The organism is Thiothrix caldifontis, from assembly GCF_900107695.1.
GTDB classification, from domain to species: domain Bacteria; phylum Pseudomonadota; class Gammaproteobacteria; order Thiotrichales; family Thiotrichaceae; genus Thiothrix; species Thiothrix caldifontis.
In genome coordinates this window covers 169,617-183,887 of record NZ_FNQP01000005.1, presented here as the reverse complement: position 1 = coordinate 183,887, position 14,271 = coordinate 169,617, and the positions used below count along the sequence as shown (strand labels likewise).

Annotated in this window: 18 protein-coding genes; 13 read left to right on the top strand and 5 right to left on the bottom strand. The window is 48.7% G+C overall.

Annotated elements, in window-relative coordinates; translation table 11 throughout:
- Window positions 1–2: 2 nt before the first annotated feature.
- Entirely contained in the window at window positions 3–761 is a 759-nt protein-coding gene (locus BLV87_RS05950) for an FCD domain-containing protein (protein ID WP_093066400.1), read from the bottom strand.
- A gap of 181 nt (window positions 762–942) precedes the next feature.
- On the opposite strand from BLV87_RS05950, the gene BLV87_RS05945 reads away from it, so the two are divergent.
- Window positions 943–2,637 (top strand): L-lactate permease, encoded by a 1,695-nt coding sequence (locus tag BLV87_RS05945; RefSeq protein ID WP_093066398.1) that lies wholly within the window; start codon window positions 943–945, stop codon window positions 2,635–2,637.
- Between the two features lie 10 nt (window positions 2,638–2,647).
- Window positions 2,648–4,354 carry a D-lactate dehydrogenase gene (gene dld, locus BLV87_RS05940; protein ID WP_093066396.1) on the top strand — a complete coding sequence of 569 codons (1,707 nt, stop codon included), beginning with the start codon at window positions 2,648–2,650 and terminating at the stop codon, window positions 4,352–4,354.
- Between the two features lie 164 nt (window positions 4,355–4,518).
- On the opposite strand, the gene BLV87_RS05935 is transcribed toward dld, so the two are convergent.
- Window positions 4,519–5,967: a P-loop ATPase, Sll1717 family gene (locus tag BLV87_RS05935; protein WP_093066394.1), complete on the bottom strand. Its 1,449-nt coding sequence runs from the start codon at window positions 5,965–5,967 to the stop codon at window positions 4,519–4,521.
- Between the two features lie 21 nt (window positions 5,968–5,988).
- On the bottom strand, window positions 5,989–6,600 hold the full coding sequence (locus BLV87_RS05930) for a hypothetical protein (RefSeq protein WP_093066392.1): 612 nt from the start codon (window positions 6,598–6,600) through the stop codon (window positions 5,989–5,991).
- Window positions 6,601–6,805: 205 nt separating this feature from the next.
- Here BLV87_RS05930 and BLV87_RS05925 point away from each other — a divergent pair, with 205 nt between their 5' ends.
- The gene (locus BLV87_RS05925) at window positions 6,806–7,183 is read left to right on the top strand and encodes an HVO_A0114 family putative DNA-binding protein (RefSeq protein WP_093066390.1); all 378 of its coding nucleotides are present in this window, start codon (window positions 6,806–6,808) and stop codon (window positions 7,181–7,183) included.
- On the opposite strand, the gene BLV87_RS05920 is transcribed toward BLV87_RS05925, so the two are convergent.
- On the bottom strand, window positions 7,165–7,428 hold the full coding sequence (locus BLV87_RS05920) for a UPF0175 family protein (protein WP_093066388.1): 264 nt from the start codon (window positions 7,426–7,428) through the stop codon (window positions 7,165–7,167). The two genes, BLV87_RS05925 and BLV87_RS05920, sit on opposite strands and share 19 nt — an antisense overlap.
- 31 nt (window positions 7,429–7,459) lie before the next feature.
- Here BLV87_RS05920 and BLV87_RS19255 point away from each other — a divergent pair, with 31 nt between their 5' ends.
- From BLV87_RS19255 to ppk2, 10 genes are all read left to right on the top strand, one after another.
- Window positions 7,460–7,639 (top strand): hypothetical protein, encoded by a 180-nt coding sequence (locus tag BLV87_RS19255; protein ID WP_175517851.1) that lies wholly within the window; start codon window positions 7,460–7,462, stop codon window positions 7,637–7,639.
- The gene (locus BLV87_RS05915) at window positions 7,617–7,847 is read left to right on the top strand and encodes a hypothetical protein (RefSeq protein ID WP_093066386.1); all 231 of its coding nucleotides are present in this window, start codon (window positions 7,617–7,619) and stop codon (window positions 7,845–7,847) included. Before BLV87_RS19255 ends, BLV87_RS05915 begins: the two co-directional genes overlap by 23 nt.
- Window positions 7,840–8,541 carry a nucleotidyl transferase AbiEii/AbiGii toxin family protein gene (locus tag BLV87_RS05910; protein ID WP_093066384.1) on the top strand — a complete coding sequence of 234 codons (702 nt, stop codon included), beginning with the start codon at window positions 7,840–7,842 and terminating at the stop codon, window positions 8,539–8,541. Before BLV87_RS05915 ends, BLV87_RS05910 begins: the two co-directional genes overlap by 8 nt.
- Window positions 8,542–8,642: 101 nt before the next feature.
- Window positions 8,643–8,906, top strand: a complete 264-nt coding sequence (locus BLV87_RS05905; protein ID WP_093066382.1) for a type II toxin-antitoxin system TacA family antitoxin — start codon at window positions 8,643–8,645, stop codon at window positions 8,904–8,906.
- Complete coding sequence (locus tag BLV87_RS05900) at window positions 8,894–9,409, top strand: GNAT family N-acetyltransferase (RefSeq protein ID WP_093066380.1); 516 nt, start codon at window positions 8,894–8,896, stop codon at window positions 9,407–9,409. Before BLV87_RS05905 ends, BLV87_RS05900 begins: the two co-directional genes overlap by 13 nt.
- A 196-nt stretch (window positions 9,410–9,605) precedes the next feature.
- Window positions 9,606–10,364 carry a helix-turn-helix domain-containing protein gene (locus BLV87_RS05895; RefSeq protein WP_093066378.1) on the top strand — a complete coding sequence of 253 codons (759 nt, stop codon included), beginning with the start codon at window positions 9,606–9,608 and terminating at the stop codon, window positions 10,362–10,364.
- Window positions 10,361–11,221, top strand: coding sequence for a class I SAM-dependent methyltransferase (locus tag BLV87_RS05890; protein ID WP_093066376.1), 861 nt, complete (start codon window positions 10,361–10,363; stop codon window positions 11,219–11,221). Before BLV87_RS05895 ends, BLV87_RS05890 begins: the two co-directional genes overlap by 4 nt.
- 132 nt (window positions 11,222–11,353) lie before the next feature.
- The gene (locus BLV87_RS05885; protein WP_093066375.1) at window positions 11,354–11,626 is read left to right on the top strand and encodes a YiaA/YiaB family inner membrane protein; all 273 of its coding nucleotides are present in this window, start codon (window positions 11,354–11,356) and stop codon (window positions 11,624–11,626) included.
- Between the two features lie 14 nt (window positions 11,627–11,640).
- Entirely contained in the window at window positions 11,641–12,315 is a 675-nt protein-coding gene (locus tag BLV87_RS05880) for a PspA/IM30 family protein (protein WP_093066372.1), read from the top strand.
- A gap of 351 nt (window positions 12,316–12,666) precedes the next feature.
- Window positions 12,667–13,482, top strand: coding sequence for a polyphosphate kinase 2 (gene ppk2 / locus BLV87_RS05875; protein ID WP_217629946.1), 816 nt, complete (start codon window positions 12,667–12,669; stop codon window positions 13,480–13,482).
- A 3-nt stretch (window positions 13,483–13,485) separates the two neighbouring features.
- Here the strand turns inward: ppk2 and BLV87_RS05870 are convergent, their stop codons facing one another.
- On the bottom strand, window positions 13,486–14,238 hold the full coding sequence (locus BLV87_RS05870; RefSeq protein ID WP_093066368.1) for a transglycosylase SLT domain-containing protein: 753 nt from the start codon (window positions 14,236–14,238) through the stop codon (window positions 13,486–13,488).
- Window positions 14,239–14,271: the final 33 nt, after the last annotated feature.

Below are 14,271 nucleotides of genomic sequence, written 5' to 3'. Positions count from 1 at the left end.
GTTTACCTTCCAAGCAGGGTGAGGTGGCGCAACGACCGCACCTTGCGGGCTTCGTCTGCGTCGATGGATTTGAGGGAATCTTCCACAAAAGCCAGATGTTCTTGCGCGGCTTTACGGGCGCGTTCGGGGTCACTGGCAACCACGGCTTCCATCAGTTCACGGTGCTGTTCGCTGAGCGGATCAAACACACGCGGGATGGTGTAGAGCTTATCCAGATTGTGCGAAATGCTGTTTTGCAGCAGTTCAAACAGGTTTTTCATGACGTGCAGCAGCACCAGATTGTGCGAGGCTTCGACAATCGCCAGATGAAAATCGGCATCGGCGCAGGCTTCGTCCATCGGGTCAGCACTGCCGTGACGTTGAATCATGCGCTCGAAACAATCGCGGATATTGGCTTTGTCCTCATCGGTGGCACGCAAGGCGGCGTACCAAGCGGCATTGCCTTCCAAGGCGTGGCGAATTTCCAGCACGTCGAAACGGTATTCGGGGTTTTCACGGAACAATTCGACCAAGGGGCTGCTGCACGGTGCAGTGGCTTGCGGGGTATCGTTTTCCACAAACGTGCCGCCGCCCGGTTTGGAAATCAACAAGCCACGGCTAATCAGAGTTTGGATGGATTCGCGCAAGGAAGGGCGCGATACGCCAAATTGTTCCGCCAGTGCGCGTTCGGCAGGCAAACGTTCGCCTAGCGTGAAATGCCCGCTGGTGATCATTTGTTCCAGTTGTTGAGTGAGTTGTTCGGCAATGCGTAATTTCTTCATGACTTCCGCTCTTTTGGTCTTACCAATTTTGGCTATCATAAAAGCCTGAAAGTTTTATTGCAAGTGGATTAGATTGTGTATTGACAAGGACTTATCAAAAGCTCCAGAATTCATGGTCTTACCAGTAAGCCATTCCAGCAATATTGGTAAGACCAATTATATTCAGGAGGAGGAGTTCTCAATGAGTCAAACGCTACTTTCGTTACTGGCATTTTTGCCCTTGGTGCTGGCAGCCGTGCTGCTGGTGGGATTTAACTGGCCTGCACGGCGAGCGATGCCTGTGGTATTTGTGGTGACGGTGGCAATTGCGCTGACCGCGTGGGAAATGACCGCTAATCGGGTGCTGGCTTCTACCCTGCAAGGGCTGATTCTGACAGGGGCGATTCTGTGGATTATTTTCGGGGCAATTTTGCTGCTGAATACGCTGAAACATTCGGGGGCAATTACCGCGATTCGGGCGGGGTTCTCGAATGTCAGTACCGATCGACGTATTCAAGTCATTATCGTGGCGTGGTTGTTTGGCTGCTTTATTGAGGGTGCATCCGGTTTTGGTACACCCGCAGCGGTGGTTGCGCCGTTGATGGTAGCCTTGGGTTTTCCGGCAATGGCAGCGGTCATGGTCGGGATGATGGTGCAATCCACGCCGGTATCATTCGGTGCAGTGGGTACGCCGATTATCGTCGGGGTTTCCGGCGGTTTGGATAAGGCAGGCATCAGCGAAAAATTACTCAGCGAAGGCTCAAGCTGGGATGTGTTGTACGCGCTGATTACCTCCGAAGTGGCGATTACCCACGCGATTATTGGCGTGTTAATGCCGCTGTTCATGTGCGTGATGTTGACCCGCTTCTTCGGGCGCAACAAGTCGTGGAGTGAAGGTTTGGCGGTTGCGCCGTTTGCGATTTTTGCCGGTTTGGCGTTTGTCGTGCCTTACGCGCTGGCTGGCGTGTTTTTGGGGCCGGAATTCCCTTCCATTATTGGTGCATTGGTGGGTTTGTCATTGGTCGTGCCTGCGGCGCGTGTCGGTTTTTTGGTGCCGAAAAAATCGTGGGATTTTGCACCACCGAGCGAATGGGCGGCGGAATGGATGGGCAGCATCGAAATCAAACTGGATAGCCTGACTGCAAAAGCACCCGTGTCGATTGGCATGGCGTGGTTGCCGTATGTGTTGCTGGCGGCGTTATTGGTGTTGTCACGGGTTAGTACCGAGGTGAAAACCTTCCTGAGCAATACGCTGGTGTTGCCGTGGGTGGATATTCTGGGTGAAAAGGGCATTTCCGGCAAAATCGAGTTCCTGTACTTGCCGGGTGGCATTATGGTGTTGGTGGTGTTGGCGACGTTCTTCCTGCATCGCATGAAATTTTCCGAGTTGAAAGCGGCGGTGGGTGAGTCTTCACGGACCTTGCTGGGTGCGGGCTTTGTGTTGATCTTTACCATTCCGATGGTGCGGATTCTGATCAATTCTGGGGTGAATCTGGCGGATTTGCCGTCGATGCCACGGGCAATGGCGCAATTGGTTGCCAGCAGTGTGGGTGATGTTTACCCGTTCTTTGCGCCTGCGGTTGGGGCATTGGGCGCGTTTATTGCTGGCTCGAATACGGTTTCCAACCTGATGTTGGCGCAATTCCAGTTTGATACCGCCGGGTTGATTGGGGTATCGGGTGCAATGTTGGTGGCGGTACAAGCGGTGGGCGCGGCGGCAGGCAATATGATTGCGATTCACAACGTGGTGGCAGCATCGGCAACAGTGGGCTTGCTGGGGCGTGAAGGGCAAACCATTCGCTTGACGATTATTCCGACGCTGTATTACTTGGTGATGGCGGGCATTATTACCATGGTTGCCATCCATTTCTTAGGCGTGACTGACCCGTTAATGTGAGGCAAGTGCCATGAACCATCCCCTGATCACCACCCTGCAAGGCATTGTGGGCGCGGATAAACTGACGACCGGGCAACGCCGTACTGAGTATTACCGTACTGGTTTCCGTTCGGGCAGTGGCACGGCATTGGCGGTGGTGTTTCCGCAAACCCTCATGCAACTATGGCGCGTGCTGCAAGCCTGTGTGGATGCGAACACCATTATCATTATGCAGGCAGCGAAAACCGGCTTGACGGAAGGCTCGACCCCCAGCGGGGACGATTACGACCGTGAGGTGGTGGTGATCAATACACTGGCGATGGACGATTTGGTGCTGTTGAACGGTGGTGAACAGGTGTTGAGTTTTCCCGGTGCGACCTTGCACAAGTTGGAAAAGTTGCTCAAGCCGTTGAAGCGTGCGCCGCATTCGGTGATCGGCTCGTCCTGTTTGGGCGCGTCGATTGTCGGCGGGGTGGCGAACAATTCGGGCGGAGCTTTGGTTAAGCGTGGCCCGGCTTACACCGAAATGGCGTTGTTTGCGCAGGTGAATGAACAGGGCAAGCTCGAAATGGTTAACCATTTGGGCATTGCGTTGGGCGATTCGCCGGAGGAGATGATTGCACGGCTGGAGTCTGGCAATTTTGCGAAAGACGGGGTGGATGATGGCGGCAAGCTGGCATCGGCTCGCGACTACGTGGCGCGGTTGCGCGATGTGGATGCGGCAACACCGGCGCGTTTCAATGCCGATGAAAGCCGTTTGTTTGAAGCCAGTGGGTGCGCGGGGAAATTGGCGGTGTTTGCCGTGCGGCTGGATACGTTTCCGGTAGCACAACAGGAACAAGCGTTTTACATCGGCACGAATGACCCGCAGGTGTTGACACGTTTGCGTCGCCACATCCTCAGCCAGTTTGAAAATGTGCCGGAAGTGGGCGAATACATGCACCGCGATATTTTCAATATTGCGGAAAAGTACGGCAAAGATACCTTCCTGACGATTGAGAAGTTGGGGACAGATGTGATGCCGAAGTTGTTTGCGATTAAGGGGCGTACCGATGCGACTTTGAACAAGTTGCCGGTGTTGCCCAAATATTTGAGTGATCGGGTGATGCAGGGGGCAAGCCGTTTGTTTCCGCAGCATTTACCGGATCGTTTGTTGGAATTCCGTGACCGTTATGAACATCACTTAATTTTGAAAATGAGTGAGGGCGGGATTGCGGAAGCGCAGGCGTTTTTGCCGGAATTCTTTGCGGATGCGGATAATGCGGGGGCGTATTTTGAGTGTACGCCGCAGGAGGCGAGTAAGGCATTCTTGCAGCGGTTTGCGGCGGCGGGCGCGGCGATTCGTTACCAGACATTGTTTAGCGATCAGGTCGGCGAGGAAATGCTGGCGTTGGATATTGCGTTGCGGCGCAATGATGCGGATTGGGTGGAAGTGTTGCCGGAACACATTCGCAGCCAGATTGAACATACCTTGTATTACGGGCATTTCATGTGCCATGTTTTCCATCAGGATTATATTTTGAAAAAGGGTGCGGATGCCAAGGCGGTGAAAAAGGCGATGTTGGCGTTGCTGGATGCGCGGGGGGCGAAGTATCCGGCGGAGCATAATGTGGGGCATTTGTATGAGGCGGAAAGCGGCTTGCGGGAGTTTTACAAAAAGCTTGATCCGACCAATACGTTTAATCCGGGGATTGGGAAGATGGAGAAGTATAAGAGGAATTGTAGTTGTTGTGGGTGAGGGGTAGAGGCATGGGTTTCCCTGCTGCTCCTGTGAAAATGCAAGCAACACAGTTACAATAATATGTTTAACATCGTCAAGCAAATTTTAGATAAATCGAAGAAAAAATACCATATTGGATAGATCACCAAAAGAAAAGGCGAAGAAACTCGCCTTTTCTTAGATTATGATTCATTTAACTCTAATTCGTTAAATATATTCAAGGGATCATCAGGTTGTAATGCCCAGCGATATGCAGGATGTATTTCCCAATCATAACCGAACTCCGTGAACTTATTAGAGAGATACCTGTTTTCTTCAAAATATTTTCTATCTATCCCTAATGAAGTTTGTTTTCTTGCTGTAATAAAATTGATTTTATAAAGAAAGGCAGCAAGCTCTTTAGTAGACGCTGCACTAGGTTCTTCTTTAGTTTTTGTCCAATAAAACTTGCCTTGCTCTTCAATCATTTCTATTTTTTTAAGCAAATCAGAAGTATTATACTTGTAGCCTAATGATGCAGTTTTTTCCTTTTTCGATGGTTTCATTCCAAGGATTAACCGCTCAATACTTGGTAATTCCGAGCGATATTCATTAATCGTATCTTGAAGTCTTCCTTGAGAGTATTCTTCAAATATATCCTCAAGATGCACGGTTTTAATAATATTTGAGTTTTTAGATTTTGCTTGACGACCTGCTAATGTTAAAAGCTTCACTAGATCTCTTGGTCTTTTTCTTATTAATGACATAAGAACACGATACATGGGAGTATCTCTCCAATGTCCTTTCCCTGTAAACTTCTCTTCTATTATTTCTTTTAAATACCTCATCAACTCCGATTGATGTTTGCCCATGAGTAAATTTTCATCCACTTGCCGACCAAAATAACTCTCTATACGTTTTACAAGTAATACTAAAATTTCGTGTTGCTGCCAAGAGTACCAGATGACAGAGCCTTCAACCTTGTCTGTTGATTCATCAGATGTTCTAGCAAGATAATAAACGTCAGACCGTAGACTTATTCTAAAATAAATACCTCTATTTTCACTTGAAATATCTCTAACTGCATTTAATAATGCAGATATTTTCTGAATATCATGTTTTCTCCCCTCCCATCCACGATCAAGATCATCAATGTAAACAGATATTTTCTTATCAGATAAAAACTTATCAAGCAATGGTTTATTGATCGCATCTTTTAAATCTGAATGAGAAATTTTTGAATGAATAAAATTTAAAGTATCTCCTCCAAAGTTTTCTAACTCATCTTGCCAATTTTTATCAAGCTTGTTGAAGAAAGACAAAACCTTCTTGGTTAATATTTTATTTATTCCAATTTTCCACTCCCTAATTAGTTTTAGAAAATCCGTTACATTATCACCAACACCTATTACATCATCTGGCTTTATAGACAAAGCCAATCTGTTATTTACCATTTCTTCATCAATAGCAACTTTAAAAAGTGCTGACTTACCAATACCTTTATGACCAACTAATATTCTTAACGGCAAATCATTAACAATTTGATTATAAATTTTACTTTTAAAGTAATATGACTTTAATCTTTCTGTATCTTCATCCTCAGCCGCTTCGTGACCAAACATTTTCTGCAATTCATATTCGTTAAAGTCCATATTAAAATCCCAACCCTATACTTAATTAAAAAAAACAGTACTTACGTCAATAAACATTGCAATTGCCGGAATCATCAATATCGAAAATCCAAATAAATATAGTAGTGCTGATGCCATTCTAGCTGATATTTTTGTAGTATTCTCATACCCCCAATATATTGACATCAAGTCAATATTATTGTTAATTTCATTTGAGTTCTTTAATTTCCATTTAATATTCTCTATTTCCTGACTAGAAGATGCTTTTTTTTCACTTAAATATTGAATTATTTCTTCACCTCTCTTAATTGTTATCAAAGGAAGTTCTTCTTTTATGAAATCACGATCAGAACCATAATCATTAATCAAGCTAGGACAAGATAACTTATATATCAATGATGCAATTCCAAGGAATGTAAAACCAAAATAAAAATAGAATAGTCGATTTTTTCCTTCTTTAGCAAAGTCAAGAGCCACTGATGTATTAGAGCTATAATCGTCAAGAAATAATTCTTTTGACAGACTAAAAAGATGAACAAATTGATCATTGAATAAGATCATGTATCCAAAGAAAGGGATGAATATTGTCATTCCAACAATTTTTGATTTACCAATTTTTCTTAATGCCACCCATGTTGGAATACTATTTCTCATGTCATACCCTAATATAAATTTTTTACGCCATTAAACATTAATAGTATCGCATATTTTTTGAGCAAAAACAACGCGTATCACTATTGCACAATATATGTAATAACATTTGTATTCACATCTAAATATTGAATAGTGTTGAACTTTTGTTTCAAAGTCCGGCGCGTTTAGTGGCTGATTTTTTGCAGGATATTGAAGGGGTAAACACATGAGCGAATGTATTCTAACCATCAAAGTGGGTACTGGCATCCAATCATCCTTGGCTTTGGCACAACAGATGATGGAGCGTTTGGACGTTGGTGAAGAGCCTACGCCTTACTTCGGTGTGGGTTTCAAGAATGTCAGCCAGATGTTGAGTGTGTTTACGCCTAAGCGGTGGGATTTGCTGGCAACATTGCATGAACAGGGCGCGATGAGCATTGCTGAACTTGCCCGCACCTTGCAGCGCGATTACAAGAATGTGCATAACGATGTGGAACGTTTGATGGAGTGGCTGGCAATTGAGCGCGACGCACAGGGCAAGGTGTTTACGCCTTATTCGGAAATCGTGGTCGATGTGCATCTGCCTCAGCAGCGGGCGGCGTGAATGTTGTCGATTTCAGCTTGCAGTTCCTCAACATTATCGTAGGTTTGTGGCTCAATCCCGTGTTGGCGGCATTCATACAGAAATTCGTAGCGATCAAGGTCGCCAACGAATTCAGCCGCAGCACCCGCAGACAATTTGCCGCGTCGATAAAGGTCAATCGCCGTATTCAGTTTGAGTAGGCGTATCAGCTCTTTGGGTGTTTGATAAGCAAAGAATTTTTCTGGAATATCGAGCGTCAATTGCATGAGATTTCTCCGCTAACGAGGTACATGATCATTGTGGCACGCGCCAACCGCACTCGCAAACTTGGATGTTTACGTCGGTACGGATAACCCACTTGCGTGGCAAACGGATTTGGTGACAGTGCGTAGGATTGGCTACACAAGGTTTCATGCTATTCTCATGAAAACACCAGCAAAGCAGGAAAACCGCCATGCCAACCACCATCAACCGTAAGCTCTACCCGGAACTGGACAAGCTGCTATGGGATGTCCATTGCGAAACCGTCGATCCTGACTTTGCTTTCCGCGTGTATGAAGAACGTTGGGGCTTCGTGCAAGCACAGAATCTAAGCGACAACGAGCAAGGTCTAATCAATGAGCTTACTCGCACAGTGGGGCAAGGCATTTTCATTCCAGCGTTTGGGGTGGTGCATCATGCCTGATTATCAACTGCCCCATCACCGCCTGATCATGACCGCTTTGGCGCAGTTCGATGCTGATTTCTTTACCCAACATGCCATTTGTTTCGGTGGCGGGACGCGCATTGCCTTGGAGTTGGATGAATACCGCGAATCGGTTGATATTGATTTGTTGTGTCCAAACAAAGATGCCTACCGTGCTGTGCGTGAGCAAGTATCGAATCTTTCTCTCGGCGGATTGGTCAAGCAAGAGTTTGATTATGTACGCGAAATTCGCGCTGACCGTTACGCAGTAAGAACGTTTCTGAAACTGGATGATTCACTGGTCAAGCTCGAAATCGTCAGTTGCGATGAATACCGACTGGTTGCGGGTGCTGATTTGAACTTGTTTCCGCTGCCCTACTTGTCACGCGAATCCTGTTTCATGACCAAGCTGTTGGCGAATGCTGACCGTGCGCTTGCCCCACCGTTCAAGGATGTCTTCGATTTGGTGGCGATGTATCTGGCATGGGGTGAAATCCCGCAAGCTGCGTGGCAAGAAGCCGAGCGACAATACGGCAGTGTTCCCCGCAAGGCATTGCTCAAATCACTGGCAGATATGCTGGCGCGACCTGCCCTGTATCTGGAACGGGCAGCGGATATGAAAATGAAGCCAAGTTGGGCGCAGCGGATTGTGGCGGAAGGAGCACAGCAGTTGTACGACCAGATTGCGGCATAACCGCTCACTTGTCATTGTTGGTGATCAAACCATTTTGTTGACACCACCAAAATGGTCTTTTGTATGCTATTGTATGACAAAAGCCGATAGAGGATCACACCATGTCCACTTCCATACTCAGCGTCCGCGTCAACGACAATGAACGCAGCCTGCTGGAAACCGCCGCCAAACAGGCACACACCACCTTAAGCGAATTCATTCGCCGCAAAGCCGTCGAATCCGCCGAACTCGAAGTCATGGAACGGCGCATCGTCGAAATTCCCATCGCTCTCTGGGAGCAGTTTGAAGCCTGGCTGGATGCACCCACCAAGAAAATCCCTGCCCTGCAACGCCTTGCCGCCAGCACACCCGTATGGGAAAAATAAGCAAACCCCGCCCCTTGGCGGAAGACGACGAGCGTAACGATTTTGACTGTGGCAAGCCGTCACTGAATACGTGGTTTCAACGCCACGCATGGAAAAACCAGCAATTCGGCATTTCACGCACCAATGTCATTTGCGATACCGAGACGGGTAAAGTGGCTGGATTTGTGGCGCTAACGGCTGCGGAAATTCGCCGCGAATTCCTGCCCAAAGCCCAACAGCGTAACCGCCCGGAAGCCGTACCCGCCGTACTACTGGGGCAACTGGCAGTGGATTTGAACTATCAAGGGCAAGGGCTGGCAAAGTCGCTGCTGTTCTTCGCCTTCAAGACAGCGGTGCAAATCAGCGAACAAATCGGTTGCGCCTGCATGATCACCCACCCGTTGGATGACAGCATCCGCGACTTTTACCGGCATTGGGGTTTTGAAGACACCCCGTTTGACCCCAACCGTTCGATGATCGTGCGCATAGCCGACTTGCGGGCGAACGGCTTTGGTGATTGGTAATGCGCTGGGATATGGAATGGGTAAACACATGAGCGAACGAACACGGTGCGATGAGCATTGTCGATCTTGCCCGCACCTCCTGTTGTTGTAAGAAACCAATCGCCCAATCATTTTCGATGAAGTCCAACTCTCCGCCAGTTTATAAATCCTGTTATAATTCGATACCTTACTGCTAACTCGCACGACCAACGTACCCATGCCGCAGACCACTGAACTTATCACCACCCTGAAGAAGCTCCTCAAGCGCCACAATAAAACCTATGCCGACGTCGCCACTTGCCTGCAACTCTCTGAAGCCAGCGTCAAACGCCTATTTTCTGAACAAGATTTATCACTACAACGCTTGGATAAAGTCTGTACTTTACTGGACATGGAAATCTCCGATCTTGTCCACGAAATGCGCTCCGAACACGCTAAGCCGATCAGCGAGTTAAGCCATTCACAGGAAAAGGAAATTGCCGACGATTTGCACCTGTTGCTCGTCACCGTGCTGGTGCTGAATCGCTGGTCATGGCAAGATATTACCAACCGTTATAATTTTAGCGAAGCGCAAGTGATCCGCTACCTCACACACCTCGATCGCTTGCACATTATCGAATTGCAGCCGGGGAATCGCATTAAGCTGTTGGTTGCCTCCAATTTCAAATGGCGCGATGATGGCCCAATCATGAAATTGTTTCTCGCCAAAATCGAAACCGAATTTTTCCGCGCACGCTTCATCAAAGACGGCGAAAAACTGGTGGTACTCAATGGCATGTTGAGCGATGCCAGTAACGCCCTGTTCCAGCGCAAAATGGCGCAATTAGCCAAAGATTTCGACACCCTAAGCAAGGATGATGCCAGCCTGCCCATTGGCGAACGCAAAGGGTCGACCGTGCTGCTGGCGATACGCGACTGGGATTACGAACGCCTATTCGGTGATCAGCGTAAAGTACGCCAAGGAAGCCAAACATGAACCAACGCCTCTACACCCACGGCTGGGATGACTACGAACTGATCGACGCGGGCGACGGCAAAAAGCTGGAACGCTGGGGCAAGATCCTCACCATTCGCCCGGAAGTGCAAGCCTATTTCAAACCCGGCAAGCCCCACCGCGAATGGCGCACACTAGCGCATTGGGAATTTATGGAAACCGACAAGCACAGTGGTACTTGGCATCCCTTGCGTGATGCAGCACCGACAACGTGGGAAATCGGCTACCAGCGGCTGCGTTTCCAGCTTGAATTAACCCGCTTCAAACACCTTGGTCTGTTCCCAGAACAGCGCTGCAATTGGGATTTTATTGCAGAACATTTGCCTGCTGAAGGGCGCTTTCTCAACCTGTTTGCGTATACCGGCGCGGCATCGTGCATCGCACGGCAAACCGGTGCGGAAACCTTGCATGTGGATTCCATCAAGCAATTGCTGACTTGGGCGCATACCAATATGGAGCGCAGCAAACTCGCTGATATTAAGTGGGTGCGCGAAGATGCACTCAAATTCGTGGAGCGCGAACTCAAACGCGGGCGGCATTACGAGGGCATTATTATGGACCCGCCTGCGTGGGGTCTGGGTAAAAAGGGCGAAAAATGGAAACTCGACAATAAGCTGGAAGCGTTATTGGAAGGCGTGCAAGGGTTGTTAACATCACGCGGGTTTCTGATTCTCAACACTTATTCGCCCACGATTGGCTTATCGGAAATCACCCGCTTGGCGCATCAATATTTCAAACCGCAACATTGCGAGGTGCGTGAGTTGTGGATGCAGACACGCACGGGTAAGGCTTTGTATTATGGGAATGTGTTGCGGGTAATTAAACATCAATACACCTAATGAGTATTGTCCGGCAATACCCTGAGCCGTACCTAATTCAACTTTTCCTGTTCACGTTGCGCCAAGCGCAACCATCCCCTAATCTTCCTCTCAGAGCATAACAACTGTTAATCGCAACCAGAGGAACACCCCATGAACGACAATATCACCCTGCCCAACTCCAGTAGCTGGTTATTCTTCGTCAAACTCACCTTCGGCATTGCCCTAGCGGGGATGGCAGCTTTTATCTTCTTCCTCGAAGGCAATCTGCTCACCAAAGGTTACCTCGCCCTAAACTCCCTGTTTCTTGTCAGCTCCACTATTATGTTGTCAAAAACCCTGCGAGATGAGCACGAAGCGCAACGTTTGCTGAATCGCATTAGCGAAGCCAAAACCAACAAAATCCTCAAAGAATACGCCGAATAAGGGAGGCAATCCGCATGTTTTACTTAATCGAAAAACTCGCCACTGCGGTACGGGGCGGCACTCGCGAAGTGCTAGAAACGGCGGTAGATGCCAACGCCACCCGCATTCTGGGGCAGGAGATTTACGAATCCGAAAGCCATTTACGCGAAGCCAAGCAACACCTTGCACAAGTGATGGCTGACAAATTACGCCTGCAACGCCAGCTTGATGCCCAAAAAACCCAACTGGCAAGCAAGGAAACCCTGATCCGCCGCCACCTCGAACAAGGCGATGAAGCAGCCGCGCTGTCACTGGCAGAAGATTTCAGCCAACACGAAACCCGGCTGGAACAGCAACAGCGCCAACACGCACAATTGTACGCCTACGAACAACGCCTGTTGCAAACCCTGAAAAGCACCGCCAACAAGCTGGAACATTACCGCGCTGAATTGCGCATGGCACAAGCGACCCAACACGCCCAGCAAGCGGTTGGCAAACTGTCCCGCCATGCCAATGTGCACAGCGACAAATTTGCACGGATGCAAGATTCGTTAGAGCGCATTCGCCAACGCCACGATGCTTTTGACGACCAAATGCAGGCACAACAAGACATTGATGCTTACCTCAACGGCGACTTGCCACCTGCACAACAAGCCCGCGAACAAGCCGTAGCGGTATTGGCACGCTTACGCAACACCCCTCAGCCCTGATATTTGTCAGCAATTGTTTGCCCTAGGTTTGCTAACATGGAAAAGTTAAAATTTGATGAAAAAAATGTGGAGTGCCTAATGGATAAAGAGCAAATTAACGCAACCGAACCGATGGAAACTGACCCGATTACCGCCGAAGCGGTGGAAACGTTTGTTGTGCTGCAAGCCAGTGCGGAAGCGCAAGATGCCCAAATCAGTGCTGCCGAAGACATTTTGGAACACACCGACCCTAGACCAACCGATAGCGCCGCCGCCTTCAAAGCACTGGAGTCGATTTTAGAAGGTGCATCGCCAGATGATGCCGCCGCCCTCAAAGCCGCCCTGTTACGCTGGCAAAAATACGAAGCCAGAATGCCAGTCAGCCCCGATGATGAATTAGTCGATGACTGGCGCTCGGCGGTTTACCCTTACAAAAATCGCCTGTCACGCAAGGCTTACGAAAAACAAAAATACCACCTACAAGTCGAATTACTCAAACTGCAAGCATGGGTACGCGAAACCGGGCAACGGGTGGTAATTTTGTTTGAAGGCCGCGATGCTGCCGGTAAGGGCGGAACCATCAAACGGTTCATGGAACACCTCAATCCACGGGGTGCTCGCGTAGTGGCACTGGAAAAACCCACTGAAATGGAACGCGGGCAATGGTATTTCCAGCGTTATATCCAACATTTGCCGTCTGCCGGTGAAATCGTGTTGATGGATCGCTCTTGGTACAACCGTGCCGGTGTTGAACGTGTTATGGGCTTTTGTAATGAAGCGGAATACCTTGCGTTCATGCGTCAAGCCCCAGAATTGGAACGCCATTTGGTTAATAGTGGGGTTCACTTGATTAAATTCTGGTTCTCGGTAAGCCGCAAAGAGCAACGCCGTCGCTTTAAAGAGCGTGAAATTCACCCACTCAAACAATGGAAACTTAGCCCGATTGACTTAGCCTCCCTCGAAAAATGGGATGAATACAGCAAGGCTAAAGAAGCGATGTTCTTTCACACCGACACCTCCGAATGCCCGTGGATCATCATTAAGTCAGACTGCAAAAAGCGGGCGCGTCTCAACGCCATGCGTTATGTGCTGAACAAAATGGACTACAAAGGCAAAGATGTACGCAACATCAACCAAGCTGACCCGCTGATCGTTGGGCGAGCCAGCTTTGGCGGCAACAACAGCTAACGCTTAATTTAGCCGCAATACCTGTCCCGCCTTGATGGTGTAAGGCGCGGACAGGTTATTCAAACGCACTAACTTTTTGACTGGCACGCCAGTTTGGCGCATCGCCTCGTATACAGTATCCCCCGCTTTTACCTGATACGTGCCTGTATGCAAATCAGCCCAAGGCAATTCGTGACTAACCAGCTTAGTGGCTGATTTTTCAGGGTTCTTGAAAGTGGCTTGTTTCACGCTTACATCGGCACTGCCGCTTTTGCCGGAAAACTTGCGGTACGCTTGCATCACTTTACTCACATACGCTTTATTGGGAATACGCCCACCGGGTTTAATACGGCCTTCGCCCGCGTTATAAGCGGCGACCATGCGCGGTAAATCACCGCCGTAACGTTGCTGCAAATAACCGAGATAACGGGTGCCGCCGTGGATATTTTGCTGAGCGTTATACCCATTGCGAATATTGAAACGGCGTGCGGTTGCAGGCATGAGTTGCATCAAACCTTTTTCCCCCAGCGAGCCACGCGCTTTGGGGCGAAAGCAGCTTTCTACTGTAATCACTGCTTTCACCAAACTGGAACTCACACCGTGTTGAATAGCGGCATTGTGAATCAATGGCTTATATGCACGGGCTCTGGCCTGCAAATTATCGCTGCTGAGGGTTTGGCAGCCTGCGGCATAGGAGAGGTTGAGGGTGGCAGTTGCCAGTATTAGCGAAGCACACGCCAGCGACACGCTGACGGCGCGGGGGATAGTTTTTCTCATGAGGTGGACACTCTTTGCTCAAAGCAAACCTTT

What these genes read in the sequence shown, in the direction of transcription:
- BLV87_RS05935 (WP_093066394.1), bottom strand. Translation starts at nt 5,967, where the DNA reads ATGGACTTTAACGAATATGAATTGCAGAAAATGTTTGGTCACGAAGCG.
- BLV87_RS05950 (WP_093066400.1), bottom strand. Translation starts at nt 761, where the DNA reads ATGAAGAAATTACGCATTGCCGAACAACTCACTCAACAACTGGAACAA.
- BLV87_RS05930 (WP_093066392.1), bottom strand. Translation starts at nt 6,600, where the DNA reads ATGAGAAATAGTATTCCAACATGGGTGGCATTAAGAAAAATTGGTAAA.
- BLV87_RS05915 (WP_093066386.1), top strand. Translation starts at nt 7,617, where the DNA reads ATGCCAACCACCATCAACCGTAAGCTCTACCCGGAACTGGACAAGCTG.
- BLV87_RS05885 (WP_093066375.1), top strand. Translation starts at nt 11,354, where the DNA reads ATGAACGACAATATCACCCTGCCCAACTCCAGTAGCTGGTTATTCTTC.
- BLV87_RS05920 (WP_093066388.1), bottom strand. Translation starts at nt 7,428, where the DNA reads ATGCAATTGACGCTCGATATTCCAGAAAAATTCTTTGCTTATCAAACA.
- BLV87_RS05895 (WP_093066378.1), top strand. Translation starts at nt 9,606, where the DNA reads ATGCCGCAGACCACTGAACTTATCACCACCCTGAAGAAGCTCCTCAAG.
- BLV87_RS05905 (WP_093066382.1), top strand. Translation starts at nt 8,643, where the DNA reads ATGTCCACTTCCATACTCAGCGTCCGCGTCAACGACAATGAACGCAGC.
- dld (WP_093066396.1), top strand. Translation starts at nt 2,648, where the DNA reads ATGAACCATCCCCTGATCACCACCCTGCAAGGCATTGTGGGCGCGGAT.
- BLV87_RS05890 (WP_093066376.1), top strand. Translation starts at nt 10,361, where the DNA reads ATGAACCAACGCCTCTACACCCACGGCTGGGATGACTACGAACTGATC.
- BLV87_RS05880 (WP_093066372.1), top strand. Translation starts at nt 11,641, where the DNA reads ATGTTTTACTTAATCGAAAAACTCGCCACTGCGGTACGGGGCGGCACT.
- BLV87_RS05945 (WP_093066398.1), top strand. Translation starts at nt 943, where the DNA reads ATGAGTCAAACGCTACTTTCGTTACTGGCATTTTTGCCCTTGGTGCTG.
- BLV87_RS05925 (WP_093066390.1), top strand. Translation starts at nt 6,806, where the DNA reads ATGAGCGAATGTATTCTAACCATCAAAGTGGGTACTGGCATCCAATCA.
- ppk2 (WP_217629946.1), top strand. Translation starts at nt 12,667, where the DNA reads ATGCCAGTCAGCCCCGATGATGAATTAGTCGATGACTGGCGCTCGGCG.
- BLV87_RS05910 (WP_093066384.1), top strand. Translation starts at nt 7,840, where the DNA reads ATGCCTGATTATCAACTGCCCCATCACCGCCTGATCATGACCGCTTTG.
- BLV87_RS05870 (WP_093066368.1), bottom strand. Translation starts at nt 14,238, where the DNA reads ATGAGAAAAACTATCCCCCGCGCCGTCAGCGTGTCGCTGGCGTGTGCT.
- BLV87_RS05900 (WP_093066380.1), top strand. Translation starts at nt 8,894, where the DNA reads ATGGGAAAAATAAGCAAACCCCGCCCCTTGGCGGAAGACGACGAGCGT.